This window comes from Streptomyces sp. NPDC001135 (assembly GCF_053598395.1).
Window position 1 is genome coordinate 128,942 of the sequence record NZ_JBSFKD010000025.1, and the last position, 24,890, is coordinate 153,831.

25 protein-coding genes and 1 other RNA gene are annotated in these 24,890 nt (G+C 72.8%); 12 read left to right on the forward strand and 14 right to left on the reverse strand.

Translation table 11 applies throughout. The features are described from left to right. Positions 1 to 45: 45 nt before the first annotated feature. Both npdG and ACWC94_RS27675 read right to left on the reverse strand, forming a co-directional pair. Complete coding sequence (npdG, locus tag ACWC94_RS27670) at positions 46 to 759, reverse strand: NADPH-dependent F420 reductase (RefSeq protein WP_450799810.1); 714 nt, start codon at positions 757 to 759, stop codon at positions 46 to 48. Between the two features lie 37 nt (positions 760 to 796). After that, the gene (locus tag ACWC94_RS27675; RefSeq protein WP_450799811.1) at positions 797 to 1,930 is read right to left on the reverse strand and encodes a sialidase family protein; all 1,134 of its coding nucleotides are present in this window, start codon (positions 1,928 to 1,930) and stop codon (positions 797 to 799) included. A 115-nt stretch (positions 1,931 to 2,045) separates the two neighbouring features. Between ACWC94_RS27675 and ACWC94_RS27680 the strand changes: the two genes are divergently transcribed. Both ACWC94_RS27680 and ACWC94_RS27685 read left to right on the forward strand, forming a co-directional pair. Continuing rightward, positions 2,046 to 2,642 carry a hypothetical protein gene (locus ACWC94_RS27680; protein ID WP_450799812.1) on the forward strand — a complete coding sequence of 199 codons (597 nt, stop codon included), beginning with the start codon at positions 2,046 to 2,048 and terminating at the stop codon, positions 2,640 to 2,642. A 64-nt stretch (positions 2,643 to 2,706) separates the two neighbouring features. Next, positions 2,707 to 4,005 (forward strand): MFS transporter, encoded by a 1,299-nt coding sequence (locus ACWC94_RS27685; RefSeq protein WP_450799813.1) that lies wholly within the window; start codon positions 2,707 to 2,709, stop codon positions 4,003 to 4,005. Positions 4,006 to 4,010: 5 nt separating this feature from the next. On the opposite strand, the gene ACWC94_RS27690 is transcribed toward ACWC94_RS27685, so the two are convergent. Further along, a complete protein-coding gene (locus tag ACWC94_RS27690; protein ID WP_450799814.1) occupies positions 4,011 to 4,244 on the reverse strand; it encodes a hypothetical protein in 234 nt (77 codons plus the stop codon). Between the two features lie 58 nt (positions 4,245 to 4,302). Here ACWC94_RS27690 and map point away from each other — a divergent pair, with 58 nt between their 5' ends. Next, positions 4,303 to 5,160, forward strand: coding sequence for a type I methionyl aminopeptidase (map, locus tag ACWC94_RS27695; RefSeq protein ID WP_450799815.1), 858 nt, complete (start codon positions 4,303 to 4,305; stop codon positions 5,158 to 5,160). A gap of 135 nt (positions 5,161 to 5,295) precedes the next feature. Further along, on the forward strand, positions 5,296 to 5,943 hold the full coding sequence (locus ACWC94_RS27700; RefSeq protein WP_450799816.1) for a biliverdin-producing heme oxygenase: 648 nt from the start codon (positions 5,296 to 5,298) through the stop codon (positions 5,941 to 5,943). A gap of 53 nt (positions 5,944 to 5,996) precedes the next feature. Here ACWC94_RS27700 and ACWC94_RS27705 read toward each other — a convergent pair whose 3' ends face one another. After that, the gene (locus tag ACWC94_RS27705; protein ID WP_450799817.1) at positions 5,997 to 6,641 is read right to left on the reverse strand and encodes a PhzF family phenazine biosynthesis protein; all 645 of its coding nucleotides are present in this window, start codon (positions 6,639 to 6,641) and stop codon (positions 5,997 to 5,999) included. Continuing rightward, positions 6,634 to 7,524 carry a hypothetical protein gene (locus tag ACWC94_RS27710; protein WP_450799818.1) on the reverse strand — a complete coding sequence of 297 codons (891 nt, stop codon included), beginning with the start codon at positions 7,522 to 7,524 and terminating at the stop codon, positions 6,634 to 6,636. The genes ACWC94_RS27705 and ACWC94_RS27710 overlap by 8 nt, the downstream gene beginning before the upstream one ends. Before the next feature lie 185 nt (positions 7,525 to 7,709). Here ACWC94_RS27710 and efeO point away from each other — a divergent pair, with 185 nt between their 5' ends. The 4 genes from efeO to ACWC94_RS27730 are packed head-to-tail and all read left to right on the forward strand — an operon-like array spanning position 7,710 to position 11,949. Continuing rightward, positions 7,710 to 8,846, forward strand: coding sequence for an iron uptake system protein EfeO (efeO, locus tag ACWC94_RS27715; protein ID WP_450799819.1), 1,137 nt, complete (start codon positions 7,710 to 7,712; stop codon positions 8,844 to 8,846). Positions 8,847 to 8,861: 15 nt separating this feature from the next. After that, positions 8,862 to 10,121 carry an iron uptake transporter deferrochelatase/peroxidase subunit gene (gene efeB / locus ACWC94_RS27720; protein ID WP_450799821.1) on the forward strand — a complete coding sequence of 420 codons (1,260 nt, stop codon included), beginning with the start codon at positions 8,862 to 8,864 and terminating at the stop codon, positions 10,119 to 10,121. A 3-nt stretch (positions 10,122 to 10,124) separates the two neighbouring features. Continuing rightward, entirely contained in the window at positions 10,125 to 10,997 is an 873-nt protein-coding gene (gene efeU, locus ACWC94_RS27725; RefSeq protein WP_450799822.1) for an iron uptake transporter permease EfeU, read from the forward strand. After that, the gene (locus tag ACWC94_RS27730) at positions 10,957 to 11,949 is read left to right on the forward strand and encodes a hypothetical protein (RefSeq protein ID WP_450799823.1); all 993 of its coding nucleotides are present in this window, start codon (positions 10,957 to 10,959) and stop codon (positions 11,947 to 11,949) included. Before efeU ends, ACWC94_RS27730 begins: the two co-directional genes overlap by 41 nt. Before the next feature lie 48 nt (positions 11,950 to 11,997). Here ACWC94_RS27730 and ACWC94_RS27735 read toward each other — a convergent pair whose 3' ends face one another. From ACWC94_RS27735 to ACWC94_RS27755, 5 genes are all read right to left on the reverse strand, one after another. Beyond that, entirely contained in the window at positions 11,998 to 12,723 is a 726-nt protein-coding gene (locus tag ACWC94_RS27735) for a bifunctional DNA primase/polymerase (protein ID WP_450799824.1), read from the reverse strand. Positions 12,724 to 12,787: 64 nt separating this feature from the next. Next, positions 12,788 to 13,417 (reverse strand): TetR/AcrR family transcriptional regulator, encoded by a 630-nt coding sequence (locus ACWC94_RS27740; protein ID WP_450799825.1) that lies wholly within the window; start codon positions 13,415 to 13,417, stop codon positions 12,788 to 12,790. 40 nt (positions 13,418 to 13,457) lie between these two features. Next, entirely contained in the window at positions 13,458 to 14,453 is a 996-nt protein-coding gene (locus tag ACWC94_RS27745) for a small ribosomal subunit Rsm22 family protein (protein ID WP_450799826.1), read from the reverse strand. A gap of 20 nt (positions 14,454 to 14,473) precedes the next feature. Continuing rightward, positions 14,474 to 15,655 carry a serine hydrolase domain-containing protein gene (locus ACWC94_RS27750; protein ID WP_450799827.1) on the reverse strand — a complete coding sequence of 394 codons (1,182 nt, stop codon included), beginning with the start codon at positions 15,653 to 15,655 and terminating at the stop codon, positions 14,474 to 14,476. Beyond that, positions 15,595 to 16,890: a multidrug effflux MFS transporter gene (locus ACWC94_RS27755; protein ID WP_450799828.1), complete on the reverse strand. Its 1,296-nt coding sequence runs from the start codon at positions 16,888 to 16,890 to the stop codon at positions 15,595 to 15,597. The genes ACWC94_RS27750 and ACWC94_RS27755 overlap by 61 nt, the downstream gene beginning before the upstream one ends. An 81-nt stretch (positions 16,891 to 16,971) precedes the next feature. Between ACWC94_RS27755 and ACWC94_RS27760 the strand changes: the two genes are divergently transcribed. Together ACWC94_RS27760 and ACWC94_RS27765 are read left to right on the forward strand one after the other, a co-directional pair. Further along, positions 16,972 to 17,985 (forward strand): Gfo/Idh/MocA family protein, encoded by a 1,014-nt coding sequence (locus tag ACWC94_RS27760; protein WP_450799829.1) that lies wholly within the window; start codon positions 16,972 to 16,974, stop codon positions 17,983 to 17,985. A 56-nt stretch (positions 17,986 to 18,041) separates the two neighbouring features. Continuing rightward, the gene (locus ACWC94_RS27765) at positions 18,042 to 18,800 is read left to right on the forward strand and encodes an SDR family oxidoreductase (protein WP_450799830.1); all 759 of its coding nucleotides are present in this window, start codon (positions 18,042 to 18,044) and stop codon (positions 18,798 to 18,800) included. Positions 18,801 to 19,018: 218 nt separating this feature from the next. Here the strand turns inward: ACWC94_RS27765 and ACWC94_RS27770 are convergent, their stop codons facing one another. Continuing rightward, positions 19,019 to 20,236, reverse strand: coding sequence for a D-alanyl-D-alanine carboxypeptidase family protein (locus ACWC94_RS27770; protein WP_450799831.1), 1,218 nt, complete (start codon positions 20,234 to 20,236; stop codon positions 19,019 to 19,021). A 125-nt stretch (positions 20,237 to 20,361) separates the two neighbouring features. After that, a complete protein-coding gene (locus ACWC94_RS27775) occupies positions 20,362 to 20,688 on the reverse strand; it encodes a nuclear transport factor 2 family protein (RefSeq protein WP_450799832.1) in 327 nt (108 codons plus the stop codon). Between the two features lie 134 nt (positions 20,689 to 20,822). On the opposite strand from ACWC94_RS27775, the gene ACWC94_RS27780 reads away from it, so the two are divergent. Next, a complete protein-coding gene (locus ACWC94_RS27780) occupies positions 20,823 to 21,368 on the forward strand; it encodes a DoxX family membrane protein (protein ID WP_450799833.1) in 546 nt (181 codons plus the stop codon). A 110-nt stretch (positions 21,369 to 21,478) separates the two neighbouring features. On the opposite strand, the gene ACWC94_RS27785 is transcribed toward ACWC94_RS27780, so the two are convergent. Beyond that, complete coding sequence (locus ACWC94_RS27785) at positions 21,479 to 22,888, reverse strand: MFS transporter (protein ID WP_450799834.1); 1,410 nt, start codon at positions 22,886 to 22,888, stop codon at positions 21,479 to 21,481. Positions 22,889 to 23,056: 168 nt separating this feature from the next. On the opposite strand from ACWC94_RS27785, the gene ACWC94_RS27790 reads away from it, so the two are divergent. Continuing rightward, a complete protein-coding gene (locus ACWC94_RS27790; protein ID WP_450799835.1) occupies positions 23,057 to 23,932 on the forward strand; it encodes a LysR family transcriptional regulator in 876 nt (291 codons plus the stop codon). 380 nt (positions 23,933 to 24,312) lie between these two features. Here ACWC94_RS27790 and rnpB read toward each other — a convergent pair. Continuing rightward, an RNA gene (gene rnpB, locus ACWC94_RS27795) (RNase P RNA component class A) lies at positions 24,313 to 24,715 on the reverse strand. Positions 24,716 to 24,890: the final 175 nt, after the last annotated feature.

Sequence of the window (24,890 nt, forward strand, 5' to 3'; positions counted from 1 at the left end):
TCCTTGCGGGGGACACTGCTACGACGAACAGTGTCCCCCATCCGCTCAGACGTCCGTGACGCGGAGCCCCGCGTGTGCCTTGTAGCGGCGGTTGACGGAGATCAGGTTCGCGACCAGCGACTCGACCTGGTGGGCGCCGCGCAGCCGCCCGGCGAAGATGCCGCGCATCCCGGGGATGCGCCCGGCGAGGGCCTGCACGATCTCGACATCGGCCCGCTCCTCGCCGAGCACCATCACATCGGTGTCGATCTGCTCAATCTCGGGGTCCTGGAGCAGGACGGCCGACAGGTGGTGGAAGGCGGCGGTGACCCGGGAGTCCGGCAGCAGGGCGGCGGCCTGTTCGGCTGCGCTGCCCTCCTCGGGCTTGAGGGCGTAGGCGCCCTTCTTGTCGAAGCCGAGCGGGTTGACGCAGTCCACGACGAGCTTGCCGGCCAGCTCCTCGCGCAGGGACTTCAGCGTGTCGCCGTGGCCGTCCCACGGGACGGCGACGATCACGATGTCGCTGCGGCGCGCGGTCTCGGCGTTGTCGGCGCCCTCGACGCCGTGACCGAGTTCCCCGGCGGCGGCCCGGGCGCGTTCGGCGGCGCGGGACCCGATGATCACCTTCTGGCCGGCCCGGGCGAGCCGGTAGGCGAGTCCCTTGCCCTGCGGTCCGGTGCCGCCGAGCACGCCGACGACGTACCCGGAGACGTCGGGCAGGTCCCAGGGGTCCTTGGCGGGGGCCTTGGCAGGGGTCTGTGCGCTGTCGGTAGAGGTCATGGGGCGAGCCTACGTCGGTGGCGCGGGCGGCACCGGCTCAGGTGAGCCGGTGCACGGGGACCCGGCGGAAGGTGATCGTCTCGTAGGCGCTGAAGTCACCGGTCTCGTACAGCAGACCCACCGTGTCCCGGTCGGCGCGGACCAGGTCGGAGTAGGCGGCGGGCCGCCCGTCGACGGTGAGGGCCGTGCGCCAGGTGGTGCCGCCGTCGGCGGAGGCGCGGATCGTCATCAGGGCGCGGGCGGCGGGGTCGGCCGGGGCGGAGAGGAGCAGCAGGTCGGGGTCGCGGAGCTGGAGGACGGAGGCCTGGCAGACGGGGGTGGTGAGCCCGGCCTGCGGCCGGAAGGGTCCGACGAGGGACCTGCCGCCGTCGTGCGAGTGCGCGTCGGCGCGGTTGCCGGGCACCGGAGGGGCGGCGCGAAGCGCCTGCGGCGAGGGCGGTGGCGAAGGACGGGCGGGCGACTCGTTGCGCGTGTTGAAGTAGACGCGGCCGTCGGGGAGTTCGGCGGCGGTGGTCTCGTTCACGTTGACGCACCCGTCGGTGTTCTCGTCCAGGTACCCGAGGCACCAGGACTCGCCCCGGTCGTCGCTCAGCAGACAGTGCCCGCTGTGGTACTTCGGCTCGGCGCCGGTGTCGGTGCCGTGGGGCGGGAGGGTGTGGTTGGCGGGAACCAGAACACGGCCGCCGCGTCCGCCGCCGAGCTGGAGGGCGTGCCCGGGGGTGGTGGCGTACCAGCGCCAGCCGGGCTTCTTCACCTGCGCGGTGATCTCGCGGGGCGCGGACCAGCCGACCCCGTCGTCGTCGCTGTGCTGGACCCATACCCGCCGCCCGTCGGCGTCCGTGACCCTGCCGCGCAGGATGGCGTCCTCGGTGGCGGTGGCGGCGGCCCGGACGTGTACGAGAAGGATCCGGCCGGTGTCGAGGACGACGGGGGCGGGGTTTCCGGCGAGGTCCGTCCCGTTGCGTGCGGCGACCCGCAGCGGCTCCCAGGTGCGGCCGCCGTCCGTGGAGCGCTTGACCACGATGTCGACGTGCCCGTGGTCGGCGGCGGAGTCGACGCGGCCCTCGCAGAAGGCGAGCAGGGTGCCGGCCCGGGTGGCGACGACGGCCGGTATCCGGAATCCGGCGTAGCCCTCGTGCCCCGCGCGGAAGGGGACGGTGACGTCGGTCATCGGGCGGCTCCTGGCGGTGCTCCGGGGGCGGGTGGGACGGGGTACGTCCCCGGGACGGGCGAATTCCGCGTGAACTCCACGTCACGAGTGGCCGGTTGCGGCAGGATGCGGGCGCATGGACGCCGTACGGGTCGCGCTGCTGCGGGAAGTGCTCGCCGGGACCGAGTGGCTGGGGGCCACCCGGCGGTTCGCGGGGGTGCTGCGCGGGTCGGTGGTGGCGCACGGGGGCGGTTTGCTGCTGGTGGGCACGCCGGCGTACGAGCCGTGGCATCTGGCCGCGCATCTGGTGGACGAGGCGGCGTGGTCCGGCACCCCGGAGCTGGCCCCGACCCTGGTACGCCATCACGCGCGCCCCTGCGACCCGCCCCACCTGGCCGTCGGACCAGGCCGGATCGAGGCGGCGCGGCGCGGTGAGACCCTGCTGGTGGTGGCGCCCGAGGAGCCCGCGACGCTGCTGGAGCATGTGCATGCGGCTCGGCGGACCGGGGTGACGGTACTGGCGTTGGGCTCCGGCGGGGGCGAACTCGCCGCGATGGCGCACGACGCGCTGACCGTGCCCAAGGGGGCGGAGCTGGACCTGGACACGGTCCAGCACCTGGTCAGCGCGGCGGCCGGGGAGAACGGCGGCTCCCCGAGGGTGCGGCGGGGTTTCCGGGACAGGCTGGCACGGCTGACGGAGATCCTGACGGCACCGCCGCCCGCTCCTTGGTGAGGGGTCCCGCCGCCCTGACGGAAATACGGTTGCCTGCTGATCACGGTCGGCCGATCATGCCTCGGTGACCTTCCCCCTCCTCCCCGACCTCTCCCCCTGGAAGGCCTCCGCAGACTTCCGCCGCCTCTGGAAATCCGGCCTGATCAGCAACTTCGGCAGCTTCCTCACCTTCGTCGCCCTCCCGGTCCAGCTGAAGGACCTGACCGGCTCCGCGGCGGCGGTGGGCGCGATCGGCGCCGTGGAGCTGCTGCCGCTGATCGTCTGCGGCCTGTACGGCGGTGCCCTCGCCGACGCGCTCGACCGGCGGAAACTGATCGTGTGGACGGAGGCGGGCCAGGGCCTGCTCAGCGCGGCCCTGCTGCTCAACGCCCTGCTCCCGCACCCCGCGGTGTGGCCGCTGTACGCCGTCGCCGCCCTCTCCTCCGCCCTGGTCTCCGTCCAGCGCCCGGCCCTCGACTCCCTGTGGCCCCGGATCGTCGCCCACGACGACATGGCCGCCGCGGCCTCGCTGAACTCGCTGCGCTGGACGGCCGGCGGAGTCGCGGGACCGGCTCTCGCGGGCGTGGCAGTCGCCTACGCGGGCCTGGGCTGGGCGTACGCAGCCGACCTGCTGACCTTCGCGGTCTCGCTGGCGTACATCGTGCGGATCGCCCCCTCCCCCGCCTCCCTCTCCCGGCTTCGCTCGAGCGGGGAAACCCCCATGGCGTCGAAGCCCACGCTGAGCGCCGTCCTGGAGGGCGCCCGGTACGCCTGGGGCCGCAAGGAACTCCTCGGCACCTATGCCGTCGACCTCGCCGCGATGTTCCTGGCCATGCCGCTCGCGGTGCTGCCGTTCCTCGCCGCCGAGCTGGACGCCGGCTGGGCGCTCGGCCTGATGTACGCCGCCGTCCCGGCCGGGGCCATGCTGGTGAGCCTGACCAGCGGCTGGGCGTCGGGGATCCACCGGCACGGGCTGATGGTGGTGCTGTCGGCGGCCGGCTGGGGTCTGGCGGTCGCGGCGGCCGGTGTCTGCGGGAACGTGTGGCTGGTCCTGGTCTTCCTGACCGTCGGCGGCGGCTTCGACATGGTCAGCGGGATCTTCCGGACCGCGATGTGGAACCAGACGATCCCGGACGAGCTGCGCGGCCGGCTCGCCGGGATCGAGCTGCTGTCCTACTCGGTCGGCCCGCAGCTGGGCCAGGTCCGGGCGGGTGGCCTGGCCGCCTGGGCGGGCGTACGGACCTCCGTCGTCTCCGGCGGGCTGGCGTGCGCGGGTGCGATGGGGCTGCTGGCGCTGTGCCTGCCGGGGCTCATGGCGTACGACGCCCGGACCAGTGAACACGCGCTGCGGATGCGTGAACGCCGTGCCGCCGTGTCGACGTGACCCCCTCACGCGTCGTCGGTGTCGCCCCTCGCGGACGCGTCATGCCAGCGGGGGTCGTTGTCCCACTGGAGGTTGCGCTCGGCGGCGGTCTGCATCGCGCGCTCGGCCTCCTGCGGAGAGGCGTACGGCCCGAAGCGGTCCTTGCCCGGGCAGTCCGGGCCCTCCTCGACCTTCTTGTGTTCCAGGCAGTAGTACCACTCGCCCGGCTTGCCGACGGTGCGCTTCTTGAACAGGGCCATGAACAGCTCCTCTCACCACCGACATGTTCCCCCATGTCCGCTCGATAGACTCGCTGCCATGTCTGGCCAGTCGCTGCTCGTTCCAGGGGAGCTGTCTCCCACCCGTTCGGTTCCCGGAAACATCCGCCGCCCCGAGTACGTCGGCAAGCCCGCGCCGGCGCCGTACACCGGGCCGGAGGTGCAGACCGCGGAGACCATCGAGGCGATGCGGATCGCCGGCCGTATCGCCGCGCGGGCGATGGAGGAGGCCGCGAAGATCATCGCGCCCGGGGTCACCACGGACGAGCTGGACAAGGTGGCGCACGCGTACATGTGCGACCACGGCGCCTACCCGTCCACGCTCGGCTACCGCGGCTTCCCGAAGTCGCTGTGCACCTCGGTCAACGAGGTCATCTGCCACGGCATCCCGGACTCGACGGTCCTCAGGGACGGCGACATCGTCAACCTGGACGTGACGGCGTACATCGGCGGGGTGCACGGCGACAACAACGCCACCTACCTGGTCGGGGACGTGGACGAGGAGTCCCGGCTGCTGGTGGAGCGGACCCGCGAGTCCCTCAACCGCGCGATCAAGGCGGTCAGGCCGGGCCGGCAGATCAATGTCATCGGCCGGGTCATCGAGTCGTACGCGAAGCGGTTCGGGTACGGGGTGGTGCGGGACTTCACCGGACACGGCATCAGCTCGTCGTTCCACTCCGGGCTGATCATCCCGCACTACGACAGCCCGCACGCGACGACGGTCATGCAGCCGGGCATGACCTTCACCATCGAGCCGATGCTGACGCTGGGCACCCACGAGTACGACATGTGGGACGACGGCTGGACGGTCGTGACCAAGGACCGCAAGCGGACCGCGCAGTTCGAGCACACGCTGGTGGTGACGGAGACGGGTGCGGAGGTCCTGACCCTGCCGTGACTCCGCGCTTTCCCTGGCCCGCCCTCTTCGGAGGGCGGGCCTTTTTTTCCTGCCTGTTTCCCGGGCCCCTGATGCTTTTCCGACACACTGTCGGTAAACTTACCGACGGGTCGTCGGCAAACCGGGGAGTGATCCATGGAGTCGTTCTCGTCCCTCATCCGCACCGCGTCCCACGAGCAGCACACGGAGGCGGAGACCTCGACGTTCATGGGCGACCTGCTCGGCGGCAGGCTCGGCGTGGACGCGTACGCGCGCTACACCGAGCAGTTGTGGTTCGTGTACGAGGCGCTGGAGAGCGCGGCCGGACAGCTGGCCCAGGATCCGGTGGCGGGGCCGTTCCTGCGGCCCGAGCTGTTCCGGCTGCCCGCGCTGGAGCGGGACCTGGCGCATCTGCGGGGACCGGACTGGCGTGCGGGACTGGGCGCCCTGCCCGCGACCCGGGCGTACGCGGACCGGGTCCGGGAGTGCGCCGAGCGCTGGCCCGGGGGTTATGTCGCCCACCACTACACCCGTTATCTGGGCGACCTGTCCGGCGGCCAGATCATCCGGGACAGGGCGGAGCGGACCTGGGGCTTCGCGCGGAAGGGCGACGGCGTCCGCTTCTATGTCTTCGAAGGCGTCCCCAACCCCGCCGCGTTCAAGCGGGGTTACCGGGACCTGCTGGACGGGATCCGGGTGGACGACCTGGAGAGGCAGCGGGTCGTGGCGGAATGCAAGCGGGCGTTCGCCCTGAACACCGCCGTCCTCCGGGCGCTGGGCGAGGAGTTCCCGCTGAGCGCCTAGCGTTCCGGGGGGCGGCTGGCGCTCCGGGGGGCGGCTGGCGCTCCGGGGGGCGGCTAGCGTTCCAGGAACACCCTGCCGCCGATCTCCACCCAGCCGTGCGGCTGCGGTGCGGTCAGGATCTGGGAGCCCCTGCCCTGGACGATGTTCAGGGCGCGGCCCAGCTGGTCGGTGAGGAGCAGCGCGGCGGCGCCGGTGGCCTCGTCCTCGTCGATGCCGTCGCCACGGCCGGGGAAGGCGCGGGCGCGGATCCGGCCGGCCGCCTCGTCCTCCCAGGCCCAGGCGTAGATCCACTCCCCCACCGGGGGCACGTCGAGGGCGTCGACCTCGGCGGCGGTGGCGTACCGGCGCAGGGTGCGCGGCGGGGCCCACTCCGCGCGCGCCTCGATCCAGCTGAACTCGCCGTCCATGCGGGCGCCGACCACTCCGGCGGGGGTGACCAGTTCGGGCACGTCGAGCAGCCAGGCCGTGCCGACGCAGGGATGACCGGCGAAGGGCAGCCGCAGGGTGGGGGTGTAGATGTCGATCACACCGCGCTCGGGGTCGTCCACGAACACGGTCTCACTGAAGCCGAGTTTGGCCGCCAGCTCCTGCCGGTCGCTGCGCTCGGGCAGCACCGAGCCGTCGCGGACGACACCGAGTTCGTTGCCGTAGCCGCCGTTCGGTCCGCAGAAGACGCGGAGCACGTCGTAGTCAGTCACTTGGGAATTGAAACATCGCGGCGGCGGCGAGCGCGTCCCAGGCGGGGGCGCCGCCGGGGAGCGGCCAGGTGCGCAGACCGGACGGGTCGTACGCCAGTCCGGCCAGCGCGTCGCCGTAGCCCTGTTCCATGGCCGCCCGCCGCCGTTCGAGCGCGGGCGTGGCGGGGTGTGCGGCGAGCCGGTCCATGTCCCGGCGGTGGCCTTCGGTCATCACCCGGGCGTCCCGGCGCCACCTCTCCTCGTCGCGCAGCCGGGTGAGCACCACGCACTCCGGGGTCCGTCCCTCCGCCAGTGCGGCGACCACCCGGTCGTGGCCGTCGAGGATCACCCAGCCGTCGAGGAAGGGCACCCACCACAACAGGACGGGCGCGAGGGTGCCGTCACGGACGTGTTTGCGGTACGCCTTCACGCGCGGGGCGTCCGGCGGCGCGAGTTCCCGCAACGGCAGGACGCCCTGCCAGCCACCGCCGCAGTACAGCTCCAGGCTGCCGCCGGGCCAGTCGCGGACGAAGTCGGAGGTCCAGACGTAGAGGGGCAGGGAGGTGCGCAACGCGAGCTCCCAACGGCCGTCGTCCAGGGGCGTTCCCGCGGCCTCCGTCAGCCATGTCGCGTACCGGTGCGGCCAGTTGACGGCCGCCCTCATCTCGGCGGAGCGGAGGGGCGGCAGGGGTGGGCGGTAGCCGGCCAGGCGGTGCAGGTGCAGGTCGTGGCAGCATCCGTCGCCGGTGAGGCGGCCGAGCAGGACGGGCGCCGCGCCCTGCCGGAGCACCTTCCGCCGCCCGTCCTCGGTGGCCTCGAAGCGGAGTGCGGGGGGCGCCGGCCGGTCCGCGATCTCCAGCACCAGCCGGCCGGTCCCCAGCACTTCCCTGCGCGCGTTCCCCATGCCCCCACCTTCCCACCCCGTGACCCGCCCTTTACCTTTTATTGGCGTCTTGTTTGAGCTGTCGAGATCAAGCCGTATCCGTGACCGATCCGTGAGAGCTGAATCACCCACCGGGTGGGTAGAGGTGAGGTAAGCCTCAGGTAAGTTAGGCCAGCCTCACCACACCAGATCCGCTTGGAGCCCGCATGCGAGCCGCCCGACTTACCGTCACCGCCGCCGTCGCCACGGCAGCCCTGACCGCCCTGACGGCCTGCACCGCGAAGAGCGAAGCCAAGGACGGCGACGCGATCCAGGTCACCGCCGCCGACTCGAAGTGCGACACCTCCGCCAAGTCGGTCCCGGCCGGCCAGGTCACGCTGAAGATCGAGAACAAGGGCTCCAAGGCCACCGAGGTCGAGATCCTCTTCCCGGACGACCGGATCGTCTCCGAGAAGGAGAACATCGGGCCCGGCACCGAGTACACGCTGACCGCCGAGGTCAAGGCGGGCTCGTACGAGATCGCCTGCCGTCCCGGCATGAAGGGCCGCGGCGTGCGGCAGAAGCTCGACGTGACCGGCGGCGGCACGAACGCGCAGCGGCACCCCCAGCTGGACAAGGCGGTCGCCGACTACCGCCAGTACGCGCAGGACCAGGCCGACGCCACCGTGCCGCTCGCCGAGACCTTCGCCAAGGCGATCAAGACCGGCGACCTCGACGCCGCCAAGAAGGCCTACGCGCCCTCCCGCCTGGGCTGGGAGCGCACCGAGCCGGTCGCCGAGTCCTTCGGGGACATCGACCCCAAGACCGACACCCGCGCCGACGGCCTGGAGAAGGGCCAGAAGTGGACGGGCTGGCACCGGCTGGAGAAGGCCCTGTGGGCCGACAAGAAGATCGGCGCCGACGAGAAGACCCTCGCCGACCAGCTGGTGAGCGATCTCAAGGACTGGCAGAAGCGGGTCGGCAAGGCCGAGATCACCCCGACCTCCATGGCCAACGGCGCCAAGGAGCTGCTCGACGAGGTCGCCACCGGCAAGGTCACCGGCGAGGAGGACCGCTACTCGCACACGGACCTGGCCGACTTCAAGGGGAACGTGGAGGGCGCGCAGAAGGCGTACGAGCTGCTCAAGCCGGTCGCCGCGAAGAACGACCCGGCGCTGGCCAAGGAGCTGGACAAGCAGTTCACCGCGCTGAACGGCGTGCTCGACACGTACCGATCCGACAAGGACTCCTACGACTTCGTCTCCTACGACAAGGTCACCAAGGAGCAGCGCAAGGAGCTGTCGGACGCGGTGAACGCCCTCGCCGAGCCGCTGTCCAAGCTCGCCGCCGCGGTCGCGAAGTAAGCAGGGGGCGGAGCGATGACCGAGACCCAGGGGAGCAATCCGTCGCGTCGTTCGCTGATCGGCTGGGGCGGCGCCGGGCTCGCGCTCGGTGCCGCGGCGGCCGGCGGCGCGGTGGCGATGGCCAAGGCCGGAGACGACGTGGACCCGGTGGCCGCCGAGGCGGGCGGCGCGGTGGAGTTCCACGGCGCCCACCAGGCGGGCATCGCCACGCCCGTCCAGGACCGGCTGCACTTCGCCGCGTTCGACGTGAAGACCGAGGACCGCGACGAGTTCGTCCGGATGCTCAAGGACTGGACGGCGGCGGCCCGTCGGCTGACCGCCGGCCGGCCCGTCGGCGAGGGCGCCTACGGCGGACTCGCCGAGGCACCGCCGGACGACACCGGTGAGGCGCTGGGGCTCAAGCCCTCGCGACTGACGCTCACCATCGGATTCGGACCCTCGTTCTTCGAGCACTTCGGGCTGCGGGACCGGCGGCCGGCGGCCCTGGCCGACCTGCCGCAGTTCCCCGGCGACAACCTGGACAGGTCCCGCACCGGCGGCGACCTGTGCGTCCAGGCCTGCGCGGACGACCCCCAGGTGGCCGTGCACGCGATCCGCAACCTCGCCCGCATCGGCTTCGGCAAGGTCGCCATCCGCTGGTCCCAGCTCGGCTTCGGCAAGACCTCCTCGACCACCCCGGACGCCCAGACGCCGCGCAACCTGATGGGCTTCAAGGACGGCACCCGCAACATCGCGGGCACCGAGACCGACCGGCTGAAGAAGTTCGTGTGGGTCGGCGAGGGCGACGGGGGCGCCGGGGACGCCTGGATGACCGGAGGGTCGTATCTCGTCGCCCGCCGCATCCGCATGAACATCGAGACCTGGGACCGCACCTCCCTGCAGGAGCAGGAGGACGTGTTCGGGCGGGACAAGCGCGAGGGCGCGCCGGTCGGCAAGGCCAAGGAGCACGACGCGCCGTTCCTGAAGGCGATGAAACCCGACGCGCATGTGCGCCTGGCGCACCCGGACTCGAACGACGGGATCACGATCCTGCGCCGGGGCTACTCCTTCACCGACGGCACCGACGGCCTCGGCCGCCTGGACGCCGGCCTGTTCTTCCTGGCCTACCAGCGGGACGTGCGCAAGGGGTTCATCCCGCTGCAGCGCAAGCTGTCCGCGCACGACGCGCTCAACGAGTACATCCAGCACGTGGGTTCGGCGGTCTTCGCGGTGCCGCCCGGTGTCCGGGACTCCGGCGACTGGTGGGGCCGCACGCTGTTCTCCAAGGAGGCGTAGCCCGTGTTCTCCAACTACCTGATCGGCCTGCGCGAGGGCCTGGAGGCGTCGCTCGTCGTCTGCATCCTCATCGCGTACCTGGTCAAGACCGGCCGCCGGGACGCCCTGAAGCCGGTCTGGATCGGCATCGGCATCGCGGTCGCCATCGCGATGGGGTTCGGCTGTGTCCTGCAGTACGGCTCCCAGGAGCTGACGTTCCAGGCGCAGGAGGCGCTCGGCGGCTCGCTGTCGGTCGTCGCCGTCGGCCTGGTGACGTGGATGGTGTTCTGGATGCGGCGCACCGCCCGGCACCTGAAGTCGGAGCTGCACGGCAGGCTGGACGCGGCCCTCGCCATGGGCACGGGCGCGCTGGTCGCCACCGCGTTCCTGGCCGTCGGCCGGGAGGGCCTGGAGACCGCGCTGTTCGTGTGGGCGTCGGTGCACGCGGCGAGCGACGGAACCCCGCGCCCGCTGATCGGCGTGGCCCTGGGCCTGGCCACCGCGGTCCTGCTCGGCTGGCTGTTCTACCGGGGCGCCCTGAAGATCAACCTCGCGAAGTTCTTCACCTGGACCGGCGGCATGCTGGTCGTGGTCGCGGCGGGAGTCCTCGCCTACGGCTTCCACGACCTGCAGGAGGCGAGCTGGCTCCCCGGCCTGACGCACCTGGCCTTCGACATCAGCGATACCGTCCCGCCGGACAGCTGGTACGGCACCCTCCTCAAGGGCGTCCTCAACTTCCAGCCGGACCCGACGGTCCTCCAGGTCACGGTGTGGCTGCTGTACCTGGTCCCGACGCTCGCGATCTTCCTCGCCCCGGTAGGGTTCGCCTCCGGAAAGGGGAAGGTGAAGGGATCCGATGAGCAGGGATCACAGCCCGCGCAGGCTCCGCAGGCGTGACCGGAACGCACTCATAGCGGCCTCGCTGACCGCTTTGTCGCTGACGGCGAGCGGATGCGTGGTGGTGCACGGGGAGCGCGAGATGCTCCCGGCCGCCACCCGCGCCGAGGCCGCCAAGGCGCTCACCGCGTTCACGACCGCCTACAACAAGGCCGACAAGGCCTACGACAACTCCCTGGACGCGCCCTACCTCACCGGCCCGTTCGGCGACATCACCGCCGCCCGGCTGAAGGCCTTGCACGCGGGCAGCCCGTCCGGCAACCCGCACCACGTGCCGCTGAAGCTGTCGGACGTGAACATCACGATCCCGAAGAAGCCCGGCTGGCCGCGCTGGTTCGTCGCCGACGCCCAGGGCAACAAGACCGGCAAGGCCCGCTGGCTGATGGTGTTCACCCGGGGCGACCTCGGCGAGCGCTGGCGGGTGGCGTACGTGACCCTCCTGGCGCCGGGCGCCGTACCGGAGTTCAAGACGGACAAGGACGGCTGGGCCGAGGCCGTACCGGCCGGCTCCACCCAGCTCGCCGTCGCACCCGGGAAGCTGAGCGCGGACTACGCGGCCTACCTGAAGAAGGGCGGCCGGACCTTCGCCGACGGCACGTACACCAGTGTCGAACGCGCCAACCGCGCCAAGCGGTACCACAAGCCGGGCCTGGTCACGCAGTTCATCGACCGGCCGCTGACGAGCGGCGACTACGCTCCCCTGGCGCTGCGCACGGCGGACGGCGGCGCGCTGGTGTTCTTCACCACGCACCACTACGAGAAGCAGACCGCCGCCACCGGCACCACGGTCCCGGCCCAGACGAAGGACGTACAGGCCCTGACCAAGGGCGAGGTGAAGCAGTCCCTGACCCTGGAACTCATGTCGGCGCAGGCCGCCGTGGACCCGGCGGGCAGCGGCAGGGTGTCGGTGCTGGGGCGGGTGCCGGGTCTGGTGTCGGCACAGGGCGAGTGAGACTCCGTCAGGGGCGCCGGGCCAGGGGGTTCGTTCGGACCAGTCGGATCAGGCGCCCCGCAACGGCCAAGCCGCACTCTCCGCGCCCCCGTACCGCGCACACGCGTCGGTGAGCACCTCCAGCAGACTCAGCGGGTCCGGCAGCGCCTGCTCCGGCCCCCGCACCCACCGCACCCGCCGATCGTCACCAGGCAGCCGCGCCGGCGGCACGAGGACGTACGACCCCCGGCAGTGCCAGCGCAGCCCGGGGTGCTCGTCCATGGTCTCGGGATGGCAGTCCAGCTCGCACGGCCACCACTCGTCCTCGTCCTCGGGGGTGCCGCGGGTGAGGGTGAAGAACAGCATGCGGCCGTCGTCGCTCTCGGCGACGGGGCCGACCTCGACACCGGAGGAGAGCAGCCGCTCCAGGGCCTCCCGGCCGGCCTCCAGGGGCACGTCGAGGACGTCGTGGACCATGCCGGTGGCGGTGATGAAGTTGGCCTGCGGCTGGTGCCGGGCCCAGCGCTCGATCTGGGCACGGTCGGTGGTGGACTGCGTCTGCCAGGCGAACGACACCGGGTGCCGGGCCGGGGTGGGACAGCCGACGCGGTCGCAGGAACAGCGGTAGCCGGGTGCGGGGTGCGCGGCGGGGGCGAGCGGCAGGCCCGCCGCGGCGGCGCCGAGCAGCAGGGTCTCCCGGCCGCCGTCGTCGGCGGCTTCCTTCGGGCGGCGTCCGAGCAGCCACTGGGAGAGTTTGCCCTGCCGGCCCGACCGGCCGCCGAACGTCGCGCTCATCTATCCCCTCAGTCTGGGTGGTCGCCTCGCTGGTGTGCGGACAGTGTGCCTTATCGTCCCCTCTTCATGCGCTTCGGGGTGGCCGGGATGCGATTCCGTACAGGGCGTACTCGACCAACGTGTCCGTGTAGTCGTACGAGATCGGTCCCGTGTGCTGCAGCCAGCGCTGCGCCAGGGGCGAGACGAACAGCTCCAGGGCGATACGGGGATCGACGCCGGCCCGTACCTGCCCGGCGTCCTGTGCGGCGCGCAGCCGGTCGACGTACAGCTGGAGCTGGGGTTCGAGGAGTTTGGCGACGAATTCGCGGCCGAGCGGCTCGTTGACCACACCCTCGGCGGCCAGCGCCCGGGAGGGCACCTCGAAGCGCGGGTCGAGCAGCTGGTCCACCGTGATCCGCAGCACCGTCTTGAGGTCGGTGGCGAGGTCCCCGGTGTCCGGGATGACGTACGGCTCCTGGCCGGCTTCCTGTGCCGCCTGCGTGGAAAGGTCGAGGAACGCCTCCAGCAGGACGGCCGCCTTGGACGGCCACCAGCGGTAGATCGTCTGCTTGCCGACCCCGGCCCGGGCGGCGATCCCCTCGACGGTGGTCTTCGGGTACCCGACCTCGCCGACCAGGGTGAGGGCGGCGTCGTAGATCGCTCTGCGGGACTTCTCGCTGCGGCGGGTGGCGTCGGGGGCCGGCTTGGTGACCATGCCCAGACGTTAACAAGCGCGGCAGGACCCCGAAGGGCGCTTACGCAGTCGGCTCCTCGGGCGGCCACGCGTCGCCCCACTCGGCGTCCCGGGCCGCCTTGTACAGGGTGCCGTGGCGTTTGGTGACCGTGGTGCGGCGCAGCTGGTCGTCGGCCTCGCACAGGTCCAGCAGCACCTGGCCCTTGCGGATCTGCGGGCGCCGGATCACGCGGGCGGGGGCCGGCCCGGCGGGCAGGCGGGTGGCGACGACGTACGAGAACTTCTCGTCCTCGTACGGCAGGGTGCCGCCCTTGACCTGGCGGTGCAGGGAGGAGCGGCTCACCCGGGCGGAGAAGTGGCACCAGTCCCTGCCGGGCTCGATGGGGCAGGCGGCGCTGTGCGGGCAGGGGGCGACGACGTGGAGTCCGGCGTGGATCAGGCGGTCGCGGGCCTCGATGACGCGGGCGTAGCCGGCCGGGGTACCGGCCTCCACGATCACCACGGCCCGCGCGGCGGCCGCGGCGACGTCGACGAGGGCGGCGCGGTCGGGCTCGGCCAGCTCGTTGAGGACGTACGACACCGTGACGAGGTCGGTGTCCTGGAGGGTGAGGTCGGCGCCGATCCGGGCGCGCTGCCAACGGGCGCCGCGCAGGGCCGGGTTGGCGGCGGCGATCTCCCGGCCGAGGGCGAGCGCGGGCTCGGCCCAGTCCAGCACGGTGACGCCGCGCTCGCCGGGCCAGGTCGCGGTGACCGCCCAGGTGGCGGCGCCGGTGCCGCCACCGACGTCGGTGTGGCTGCCGGGCGTCCAGTCGGGCACGGCCCGTGCGAACGCCTCCAGTGCCGAGCGGACCGCTTCGAAGGTGGCGGGCATGCGGTAGGCGGCGTAGGCGGCCACGTCGGCCCGGTCGCGGAGGATCGGGGCGTGGGTGGGGGTCGCCCCGCGGTAGTTGGCGATCAGCCGTTCCACGGCTCCGGCAGCCTGGGTGGGCGGGAGCCCGGCGAGGACGTCGTCCAGGGCGGCGCGCAGGGTCTGTGCCGGGGTCACGGGGTCGTTCACCCGGCGATTCTACGGTGGGCTCAGATCACCGCCCTCGCCAGCCGGGTGGCCAGGGCTGCCCTGGGCCCGCTGTCCGGTGCCCGGCGCCTCGGGTGCACCGTGTTGGCCAGCAGCACCAGGAACGTGTCGGTCCTCGGGTCGAGGACGAGCGAGGTGCCGGTGAATCCGGTGTGGCCGGCCGCGCCGTGGCCCGCGAGTTCGCCCATGAACCACGGCTGGTCGACGGCGAAGCCCAGCCCCGGCGGGGTCAGCAGCAGTTCGACGAAGTCGGGACCGAGGATGCGGGCGGGGCCGTAGGAGCCGCCGGCGAGCAGGGTCCGGCAGAAGACCGCGAGGTCGCGGGCGGTGGAGAACAGGCCGGCGTGCCCGGCGACGCCGCCGAGCGCCCAGGCGTTCTCGTCGTGGACCACGCCCCGCAGCATCCCGCGGTCCGCCTTGGCCCACGGCCGCCGCTGGTCCTCGGTGGCGGCGGCGCCGGGGCAGGGTCCGAAGCCGGTGGCGGTCATGCCGAGCGGGCGGGTGATGCCGTCCTGGACGAGGACGTCGAGGGTACGGCCGGTGATGCGTTCCAGGACGGCCTGGAGCAGCAGCATGTTCAGGTCGGAGTACCGGTACCGGCCCGGCTCGCCGGTCGGGGCCTCGGCGCGCAGCAGGTCCAGCCGGGCGGCGTCGTCCGGGCAGTCGTACAGGGGCAGCTCGGGGCGCAGCCCCGAGGTGTGGGTGAGCAGCTGCCGCACGGTGATGCCGTGGGTGGCCGCGGCGTGGAAGTCGGGCAGGTAGTCGCCGACCCGGGCGTCCATGCCGAGGGTGCCGCGCTCGATCTGCTGCACGGCGGCGACAGCGGTGCACAGCTTGGTGAGGGAGGCCAGGTCGAAGGGCGTGTCGAGGGTGGCCGGGACCCGGGCGGCGGGCGGCAGTTCGACGCCGGTGCCGGTCTCGGGGTCGTAGGAGGCGTAGCGGACCGCCCAGCCCGCCGCCTCGGCCACGGCGATGACGGGGCCGCGGCCGGCCAGCACGACGGCGCCGGCCGCCCAGGGGTGGTCGCCGGCCGTCAGGGCGTGCACGTCGCCGACCAGGTGCCCGAGCTCGACGGGGTCGAGCCCGGCCCGTTCCGGTGTGTCGGCGCGCAGTCTCGGTGCGCTCAGTTCCCGTCTCCCTCCGCCTGCGCACGTGCGTTCCCACGTGTGCTCCAGGGACGGCACATTCCCACGAAGCAGGCCGCCGCGACCAGTGCTCCCGCCAGCTGGACCACCGCCATGGGGACGGCGGTGTGCTCTCCGGCGACGCCGACGAGCGGGGAGGCGACCGCTCCGACGAGGAAGGAGGAGGTGCCGAGCAGCGCGGAGGCGGAGCCGGCGGCGTGCCGGGTGCGCAGCAGGGCGAGGGACTGGGCGTTGGGGAGGGTGATGCCCATGGCGGACATGAGGACGAAGAGCGCGGCGGCGACGGGGGCGAGGCCGGTGTCGCCGAGGGCGCCGGTGGACATCAGCAGCAGGGCGGTCGCCGCGAGCACGATCACCGCCAGGCCGGTGGCGAGGACCTTGTCCAGGGCGACCCGGCCGACCAGCAGCTTCCCGTTGACCTGTCCGGCGATCACCAGGCCGACCGAGTTCAGGCCGAACAGCAGGCTGAAGGTCTGCGGGGAGGCGCCGTAGATCTCCTGGACGACGTAGGGGGACGCGGATATGTACGCGAACAGTGCGGCGAAGGCGAAGCCGCCGGCCAGCATGTAGCCGGTGAAGGGCAGGTCGGCGAGGAGGGCCCGCATGGACCGCAGGGCCTCGCCGGCTCCGCCCCCGTGCCGGTCGCCCGGGGCCAGGGTCTCCGGCAGCCGCAGCCAGACCAGCGCCGTGAGCAGGGCGCCGATCGCCGTGAGGACGACGAACACACCGCGCCAGTCGGTCACCCGGAGGATCTGCCCCCCGATGAGCGGGGCGACGATCGGCGCGGCCCCGGAGATCAGCATCAGGGTGGAGAAGAACCGGGCCATGGCGACTCCGTCGTACAGGTCGCGTACGACGGCCCGCGCGATGACGATCCCGGCCGCGCCCGCGAGGCCCTGGGCCAGGCGGAAGGCGACGAGGGTCTCGACGTCCGGCGCCACCGCGCACAGGGCGGTGGCGAGGAGGTAGACGGCGAGGCCGGTGAGCAGGGGGCGGCGGCGGCCCCAGCGGTCGCTCATCGGGCCGACGACCAGCTGCCCGAGCGCCATGCCGAGCAGGCAGGCGGTGAGGGTGAGCTGGACGGTGGCGGCGGGTGCGTGCAGGGACCGGGTGACCTCCGGCAGGGACGGAAGGTACATGTCCATCGCGAGCGGGGGTGTCGCGGTGAGGCCGCCGAGGACGAGGGTGACGAGCAGGCCGGTGCGGCGGGCGGCGGCCGGCGGCGTGGCAGGGGTGGTGGGGCCGTGTTCCGTCTCCGCCGCGTGCTCGGGCATCTGTCCCTCCCTGGGTCTGACCGGCACCTATGCTCTCAGCTCGTACACACTGCCGGGGCACACACGAGCGAGGGCGGGGCGATGGCGGAGCAGAGGGTGCGCTGGGGGGTCCTGGCGACGGGCGGGATCGCTGCGGCGTTCGCGGCGGATCTGGTGGATCTGCCCGACGCGGAGATCACGGCGGTGGCCTCGCGGCGGCCGGAGTCGGCGGAGGCGTTCGCGGAGCGCTTCGGGGCCGAGCGGGCGTACGGCGACTGGGAGTCGCTGGCGGCGGACCCGGACATCGACGTCGTGTACGTCGCCACTCCGCACACGGCGCACCGGGCGGCGGCCGGGCTGTGTCTGGAGGCGGGGCGGAACGTGCTGTGCGAGAAGCCGTTCACCCTGAACCTGCGTGAGACGGAGGAACTCGTCGCGCTGGCGCGGGAGCACGACCGCTTCCTGATGGAGGCGATGTGGATGTACTGCAATCCGCTGGTGCGGCGACTGAAGGCGCTGGTGGACGACGGGGCGATCGGTGAAGTGCGCACCGTGCAGGCCGACTTCGGACTGGCGGGCCCGTTTCCGCCGGCGCACCGGCTGCGGGATCCGGCGCTCGGCGGCGGGGCGCTGCTGGACCTGGGCGTGTATCCGGTGTCGTTCGCGCAGCTGCTGCTGGGCGAGCCGGACGCGGTCGCGGGGAGTGCGGTGCTCTCGGCCGAGGGGGTGGACCTGCAGACGGGGGCGCTGCTGTCCTGGGCGGGCGGGGCGATGGCCACGCTGCACTGTTCGATCGTCGGCGGTACGGGCGGCACGGCCTCGGTGACCGGTTCGCGCGGCCGGATCGACGTGCCGTCCGGCTTCTTCCAGCCGGAGCGGTTCGTGCTGTGCCGCGACGGCCGTGACCCGGAGGAGTTCGCCGCGGACCCGGCGGACGGGCCGCGCGCCAGCCTGCGGCACGAGGCCGTCGAGGTCATGCGGGCGTTGCGGGCGGGTGAGAAGGAGTCGCCGCTGGTGCCCCTGGAGGGCTCGCTGGCGGTGATGCGGACGCTGGACGCGCTGCGGGAGCGGATCGGGGTGCGCTATCCCGGGGAGACGGTCGCCGCCACCGTGTAACCGTATGGCGGACGGTGGATTCCGCATGCCGGATGTTCCGCCTACGCTGCGGAGCCATGACTGACAGGCAATCGAAGATCGCGGTGGTGACGGGCGCCGGTTCCGGCATCGGGCGGGCCGTCGCCGTGGAGCTGCTCGGGGCCGGCTGGTCGGTGGCGCTGGCCGGCCGGCGCACCGAGCCGCTGGAGGCGACGGCGGCGCTGGTCCCGGGGGCCGCCGCGCTCGCCGTGGGCACCGACGTGTCCCGGCCCGCGGACGTGGAGGCGCTGTTCACGGCGACGGTGGAACGGTTCGGCCGGGTGGATCTGCTGTTCAACAACGCGGGGATCAACGGTCCCCGCGAGGTCCCGGTCGAGGAGCTGTCGTACGACGACTGGCGGCACGTGGTGGACGTCAACCTCAACGGGGCGTTCCTGTGCGCGCAGGCGGCGTACCGGCGGATGAAGGAGCAGGATCCGCAGGGCGGGCGGATCATCAACAACGGCTCGATCTCGGCCCACACACCCCGCCCGCGCTCGGTCGCCTACACCACGACCAAGCACGCGCTGACCGGGCTGACCAAGTCCCTGTCGCTGGACGGACGGCCGTACCGCATCGCGGTGGGGCAGATCGACATCGGCAACGCGGCGACCGACATGACGGCCCGGATGCGGGCCGGCGCCCTCCAGGCGAACGGCGAGGTGGTCCCGGAGCCGGTGATGGACGTGGCCGACGTGGCGCGCACCGTGCGGCACATGGCCGAGCTGCCGCTGGAGGCGAACATGCAGTTCGCGACGGTACTGGCGACGGCGATGCCGTACATCGGGCGCGGCTGACCCCGCCTGCCCGAAGGGACTTCGAACATTCGCGGTATTGCGGCCGGTCGAGCACGTGTGCTCAACTTTCCTCCACAAGAGCTTCACAGTTGGAGCATGTGGATTCCGCAGGCCATACCGAGGGGGGAGGCGGCGGCCGTTCCACCGGGCCGGAGTTGGGGGCGGCCCCCGCGCGGGACGCGGGGTGCGCACCGGTCGGTGGAACGGCCGCCGCACAGTCAGCGCCGGTGCCGGCCCCCCGGGGCCACCGGTTCCCCGGCCTCCTGGGACGCCTCGGCCGCCGCGGCCGCCGCCACCGCCCTGCGCCGCTTCTTCACCACCAGCACGCCCGCCGCCGCCAGCAGCAGCGCCGTGCCTCCCGCACCCTCCACCAGCCGTCCGGTGGACGGGCCGCGGGACTCCGAGCCGGGCGCGCCGGCCGCCACCTGTACCGCCTTCCGCCCGGGGGCCGGACGCGCGCTCGCCCCGCCCTCGCTGAGCGGCTCGACGAGCGTGCCCACGGCCTGCGCCGAACGCCCGCGGCCGAAGCCCCAGTCGAGCAACGCGGCGGTCTGCTCGTAGACGGCGTTGCTGCCCTCGGCGGGGTGCATGACCGTCACCAGCAGGGTGCGCCCTCCCCGGGTGGCCGCACCGGTGAAGGTGTTGCCGGCATGGCTGGTGTAGCCGTTCTTGACGCCGATCAGGCCGTTGTACGTCCGCAGGCCCAGCGCCCCGGTCAGCAGGCGGTCGGTGTTCTGGATCTGGAAGGTCTTCTTGCCGCCCGCCGGGAAGTCGGCGGTCTTCGTGCCGCAGTAGCCGCGGAAGTCGGCGTCCTTGAGGCCGTGCCGGGCGAACAGCGTGAGGTCGTACGCCGAGGAGATCTGGCCGGGGTGGTCGAAGCCGTCGGGGCTGACCACATGGGTGTCCAGGGCCTGCAGGTCCGCGGCCTTGGCCTGCATCTCGGCGACGGTCCTGGCGATGCCGCCGTTCATGTGGGAGAGAACGTGCACGGCGTCGTTGCCGGAGCGCAGGAACACGCCCTGCCACAGCTCCTCGACGGTGTAGGTGATGCCGGGCTTGATGCCGACCAGGCTGGAGCCGGCCGGGACGTCGGCGACATCGGCGTCCTTGACCGTGTACCGCTCGGCGCGGTCGAACTTCCTCAGCACGGTGTCCGCGAACAGCATCTTCAGCGTGGACGCGGGCGGGAGCCGCCGGTGCGCGTTGAACGAGGCGAGCACGTCTCCGCTGTCGTAGTCGGCGATCAGCCAGGACTGGGCGGTGATCTTCTTGGGCAGCCCCGAGGCACCGCGCACCTGGACACCGGAGCGGGCCAGCCGCTCGCCCCCGATGACGGGGGAGTCGACGGCGGCGGCCGCGGTGGCCGTGGACACGGGAAGGGCGGCGGCCGTCAACCCGAGGACGGCACGTCGGCTGAGCCGGGAACATTCACGCACCCGGGGACCGTACACCGCGCCCAGCAGGGGATTCGCTCAGGGCGGGCCGGGAGGGCGCGGAATTTGCCGCGTTATGAAAATCCGATGAGCCACCTCGGATTCTCAACTCCCTTTCCCCTGCCCGTCTACGCCTGCCCGGTCTCGAAGCGGGAGATCCGGCCGTCGTCCTCCACCGTGAAGGTCCACCTGGTGCGCATCTCGCCCCAGGTGTCGTTGCGGTAGCGGGCCAGCAGCGCGCGGCCGCCGGCGGACTCGTTGTCGACCTCCAGGTGGCCGTGGGAGGAGAAGATCTCCCGGTCGATCCAGTCGGCGAGGTCGCGGTCGGAGCCGTCGTCGGACATGGTCGCGCCGGGGGCGAGCAGCTCCAGGAAGCCTTCCCGGTCATGGGAGTTGACGGCGTTCACAAAGGCCCGGACGGCCGGATCGCTGAGCTTGGCTGGCTGAATCGTCATGGCGCCAGGTTCACACCGCCCTCCCCGCCCCGCCACCCGAACGCCCGCCACGGCGCGCCCGCCGGTGTGAGAGCTGCGACGGTGGAAACGCGGGAGGAACCTGTCCCCGTCCGCCTGTCCGCATGGGAGTCACCGTGAGCTGTTACGACCGACGTGATCTGGGCCTCCTGCTCCTCAGGCTGGGGACCGGCGGGGTGCTGGCCGCGCACGGCGCGCAGAAACTGTTCGGCTGGTTCGGCGGGCACGGCCTGGAGGGCACCGGTCAGTTCATGGAGTCCGTCGGCTACGCGCCCGGCAGGGCGAGCGCGACGGCGGCCGGGCTCGCGGAGGCCGGCGGCGGCACCCTGCTCGCCCTGGGCCTGGCGACCCCGGCGGCGGGTGCGGCGGCGGCCGGCGCGATGGCGGGGGCGGCGGCGGTCCACCTGCCCAACGGCTTCTTCGCCCAGGAGGGCGGCTACGAGTACGCGGCGAGCCTCGGGCTCGCCGCGGCCGGCCTCGGCATCACGGGCCCCGGCCGGCTCTCCCTCGACCACGCCCTCGGCCATGTCTTCGACCGCGGCTGGATGGTCCCGGCGGCCCTCGGCGCCACGGCCGCGGCCACGGCGCTGGTCGTGGGCGTGCGCGCGCGGCGGGTGCGGGTGAAGAGGGAGGGCGAGCAGGAGGTGCTGTTCGAGGAGTAGCGAGGAGTAGAAGGGTGCCGCCGCGGGGCGTCCGGGGCGCCGAACATCCCTTCCCTCGCGGGTGGCCGGCGGTGGGTGCGGACGTGGATCTCCCGGCCGGCCGTCCCGCGTCAGCTCGCGGGACGTCCCCTGAGCCCCGTCACGGCGACGATCGCCCCGAGCAGCAGGGTCAGACCCCCGACGACGAGGGCCCACCTGGTACCGCCGGTGTTCGTCGAGGACAGGTCGAGGACCGCGCCGAGGACGGCGACGCCGAGGGAGGCACCGACCTGGCGGGCGGAGTTGAGCGCGCCGGCGCCGATGCCGGCCAGCTCGGGCGGTACGGAGCTCGCCATGCCGGCGACGAGCGCGGGCAGGGCGAAGGAGACGCCGAATCCGAAGGCGAGCAGGCCGACCACGGTGGCGGCCCACGCGAGGTGGGAGTCGCCGGTGAACGGCGCCTGCAGCAGCGCACCGGCGCCCATCAGGACGAACCCGGTGGTGGCGGGGCGGCGGGGGCCGATGCGGCCGACGAGGCGTCCGGTGTAGACGGGGTTGAAGGCGGTGGGCAGGGTCAGCGGAAGGAAGGCCAGGCCGGCGCTGAACGAGGAGTACCCGCGGCTCTCCTGGAAGAACAGCGACAGCACGAACAGCAGCCCGGACAGACCGAAGTTGGCGAGGAGCCCGGCGCCGAGCGCGGCGGCGAAGCCACGGCTGCGGAACATGCGCAGCGGCAGCATCGCCGCGTCCCCGGCGCGCGCCTCCGCGGCGACGAACACCACCGCGGCGACCGCCGTCAGGACGACGGAACCGACCACCGGACCGGTGTTCCAGCCCCGGTCCGGGCCCTCGATCAGCGTGTACGACAGGGCACCGAGGGCGACGACGGCGCCGGCCTGTCCGACGCCGTCGAGGCCACTGCGCTGCTTGCGGGCGGTCTCCGGGGCGAGGCGCACGGTGATGACGAAACTGACCAGCGCCAGCGGCACGTTGATGAGGAAGATCGCGCGCCAGCCGACGGTGTCGGTGAGCGCGCCGCCTACCAGCGGGCCGGCCGCGAGGGCCAGTCCGGTGATGGCGGCCCAGTTGCCGACGGCGCGGGCGCGGTCGGCCGGGTCGCTGTAGGCGTTGGTGATCACGGCGAGGGAGGCGGGCAGCAGCAGCGCGCCGGCCACCCCCAGGGCGAGGCGCAGCGCGACCAGTGCGCCCAGGGTGTCCGCGGCGGCCGAGACGCCGGACAGGACGCCGAAGGACACGAGTCCGCACAGGAAGACCCTGCGCCCGCCGAAGCGGTCGGACAGCCAGCCGGCGGTGAGCAGCAGGGCGGCGAAGGTGATGGTGTAGCCGTTGGTGACCCACTGCAGGCCGCTCAGCCCGACGTGGAGTGCCGTGGAGATGGCGGGCAGCGCCACCGAGACGATCGTCATGTCCAGCAGGACCATGAAGTAGCCGAGCGAGAGCCCGGCCAGCAGGGTCCGCGAGGGCCTGTCGGTTCGTGCCGGTGCGACGGAAGCCCGTTGCCGTTCCGTCTGCGTCGACATGTCTTTCTCCTCTGCTCCGCCGGAGTCACATGGCCGCGCCCCGTGGGGAGTTGGGCGTCGGCACCCACCATTCAAGCGGGCGGGAGAGCCGAATTGCCGCTGGTGACGACGGGAATGCCCGATGGATAGCATCGGCTCAGCCGATCGGTCATCGGGGGGAGCCCGGACGTGGAGTTACGGCATCTTCGAACATTCGAGACGGTCGCCAGGACGCTGAGTCTCACCCAGGCGGCCAGGGAACTGCACTACGCCCAGTCCAGCGTCAGCGACCAGATCCAAGCGCTGGAACGTGAGCTGGGGGTCGAGCTGCTCGACCGCTCGCAGCGGCGGGTGCGGCTGACGCCGCAGGGCGTGACGCTGTCGGAGTACGCCGAGCGTCTGCTGAAGCTGCTGGAGGAGGCGCGCTGGGCGGTGAGCAGGCCCGGCGCGGAGGTGTCGGTGGGCGCGCTGGAGACGGTGTGCCTGCACGTCCTGCCCGGGGTGCTCGTGCGCTACCGCGCGCTGTATCCGAAGGCGCGGGTGCGGGTCGCCCAGCACAACCGGGGCGAACTGTACAAGGCGGTACGCCGCGGCGACCTCGACGTCTGCCTGACCTTCGGAGACCCGCCGCCCGACGCCGGCCTGCGCGCCGAGACCCTGGCCGAGGAACCCCTGGTGGTCATCACCCCGCCGGACCATCCCCTGGCGGCGCGGGGCCGGGCGCACCTCGGGGAGCTGGCCGCCGAACCCTTTCTCGCCACCGAACGGGGCTGCGGCTTCCGGGAGATGTTCGACAACGCCTTCTCCGGGCCGGCCGCCAAGGAACCGGTCGCGGAGGTGTCGAGCATCGGCACCCTCGGCGCGTGCGTGGCGGCGGGCATGGGCTGCGCCCTCCTCCCGTCCCTCGCGGTACGGGCCCAGGCCGACCGCGGCGAGGTCGCGCTCGTCGAGATCGACGACGTGTCCCTGCGCACACACGTCACCATGACCTGGCTCGCACGCAACTCGACCAACCCGAACCTGATCACCGTGCAGACGGTGCTTCGTAAGCACCTCGGGGGTTGAGGCGCGTCCTTGGGGGTGGGAGATGGAGCGGCTGTGCCGGGGGGCGGGCCGGTGGTGGGTGGCGGGCGGCTGCCGCGCGGGCCGGTGGGCGGCCGAGGGCGGGCGGCCTGTGCGGGGCGGCGGCTGTATCTGCTGGGCTGACGAGGTGGCCCCGCGGGTGCGGGGAGACCGCCGCGGTGGCTGCCGGGCGAGACGGCGGGCGGCGAGGTCGGCCCGCGGGCGCCACACGGCAGCAGCGGGACCTGGGGCGCGCGGGCGGGTGGGCGGCCGAGCCGGCGCGCCGGTGGCGGGCGGGACCCTGCTCCCCGCGGCTGACGGCTCGCTGCCCAGGCAGTCCGCCCGGACCACGAGCCGAGGCCCCTGCGCAGAAGAAAGTGAGGCAGACGAGTCGGGCTGTACGCCGGGTTCTGTTCCCCGGTGCCCTCGCGGGCGCCGGGGCGACGGCCATCCATCTAGGGCCGGTGTTGCCACCGGCCTCGTGCGGTCTACCCGCGGACTCGGGCGGGCAGCCCTCGAACGTCCGCGCAGAAACACCGGAGTGTTTCCTTTTGACCTTGCTCCGGGTGGGGTTTACCTAGCTGCCCAGGTCACCCTGGGCACTGGTGGTCTCTTACACCACCGTTTCACCCTTACCAGGGGCCGTAGCCCCGGGCGGTCTGCTTTCTGTGGCACTGTCCCGCGGGTCACCCCGGGTGGCCGTTAGCCACCACCCTGCCCTGTGGAGCCCGGACGTTCCTCGGGAAGCCCCCTAGGGGGACTCCACGCGGCCGTCCGCCCGGCTCGTCTGCCGTGTGGACCATGGTACCGGGCGCCGGGACCGGCGCGGGCCGGCGGCCGTGGCCAGGACCGAGCCGGCCAGGATGAGGGCGAAGGCCACCAGGACCGTGGGAGTCAGCGGCTCGCTCAGGAAGATCGCGCCCGCCGCCACCGCGACCGCCGGGTTGACGTACGTGATCAC

Bases quoted from the DNA above. Each gene is read 5' to 3' on its own strand.
- ACWC94_RS27760 (WP_450799829.1), top strand. From the start codon at position 16,972: ATGGCGGAGCAGAGGGTGCGCTGGGGGGTCCTGGCGACGGGCGGGATC.
- ACWC94_RS27740 (WP_450799825.1), bottom strand. From the start codon at position 13,417: ATGGTCACCAAGCCGGCCCCCGACGCCACCCGCCGCAGCGAGAAGTCC.
- efeO (WP_450799819.1), top strand. From the start codon at position 7,710: ATGCGAGCCGCCCGACTTACCGTCACCGCCGCCGTCGCCACGGCAGCC.
- ACWC94_RS27700 (WP_450799816.1), top strand. From the start codon at position 5,296: ATGGAGTCGTTCTCGTCCCTCATCCGCACCGCGTCCCACGAGCAGCAC.
- ACWC94_RS27755 (WP_450799828.1), bottom strand. From the start codon at position 16,890: ATGCCCGAGCACGCGGCGGAGACGGAACACGGCCCCACCACCCCTGCC.
- npdG (WP_450799810.1), bottom strand. From the start codon at position 759: ATGACCTCTACCGACAGCGCACAGACCCCTGCCAAGGCCCCCGCCAAG.
- map (WP_450799815.1), top strand. From the start codon at position 4,303: ATGTCTGGCCAGTCGCTGCTCGTTCCAGGGGAGCTGTCTCCCACCCGT.
- ACWC94_RS27735 (WP_450799824.1), bottom strand. From the start codon at position 12,723: ATGAGCGCGACGTTCGGCGGCCGGTCGGGCCGGCAGGGCAAACTCTCC.
- ACWC94_RS27775 (WP_450799832.1), bottom strand. From the start codon at position 20,688: ATGACGATTCAGCCAGCCAAGCTCAGCGATCCGGCCGTCCGGGCCTTT.
- ACWC94_RS27675 (WP_450799811.1), bottom strand. From the start codon at position 1,930: ATGACCGACGTCACCGTCCCCTTCCGCGCGGGGCACGAGGGCTACGCC.
- ACWC94_RS27690 (WP_450799814.1), bottom strand. From the start codon at position 4,244: ATGGCCCTGTTCAAGAAGCGCACCGTCGGCAAGCCGGGCGAGTGGTAC.
- efeB (WP_450799821.1), top strand. From the start codon at position 8,862: ATGACCGAGACCCAGGGGAGCAATCCGTCGCGTCGTTCGCTGATCGGC.
- ACWC94_RS27680 (WP_450799812.1), top strand. From the start codon at position 2,046: ATGGACGCCGTACGGGTCGCGCTGCTGCGGGAAGTGCTCGCCGGGACC.
- ACWC94_RS27710 (WP_450799818.1), bottom strand. From the start codon at position 7,524: ATGGGGAACGCGCGCAGGGAAGTGCTGGGGACCGGCCGGCTGGTGCTG.
- ACWC94_RS27730 (WP_450799823.1), top strand. From the start codon at position 10,957: ATGAGCAGGGATCACAGCCCGCGCAGGCTCCGCAGGCGTGACCGGAAC.
- ACWC94_RS27785 (WP_450799834.1), bottom strand. From the start codon at position 22,888: ATGTCGACGCAGACGGAACGGCAACGGGCTTCCGTCGCACCGGCACGA.
- ACWC94_RS27765 (WP_450799830.1), top strand. From the start codon at position 18,042: ATGACTGACAGGCAATCGAAGATCGCGGTGGTGACGGGCGCCGGTTCC.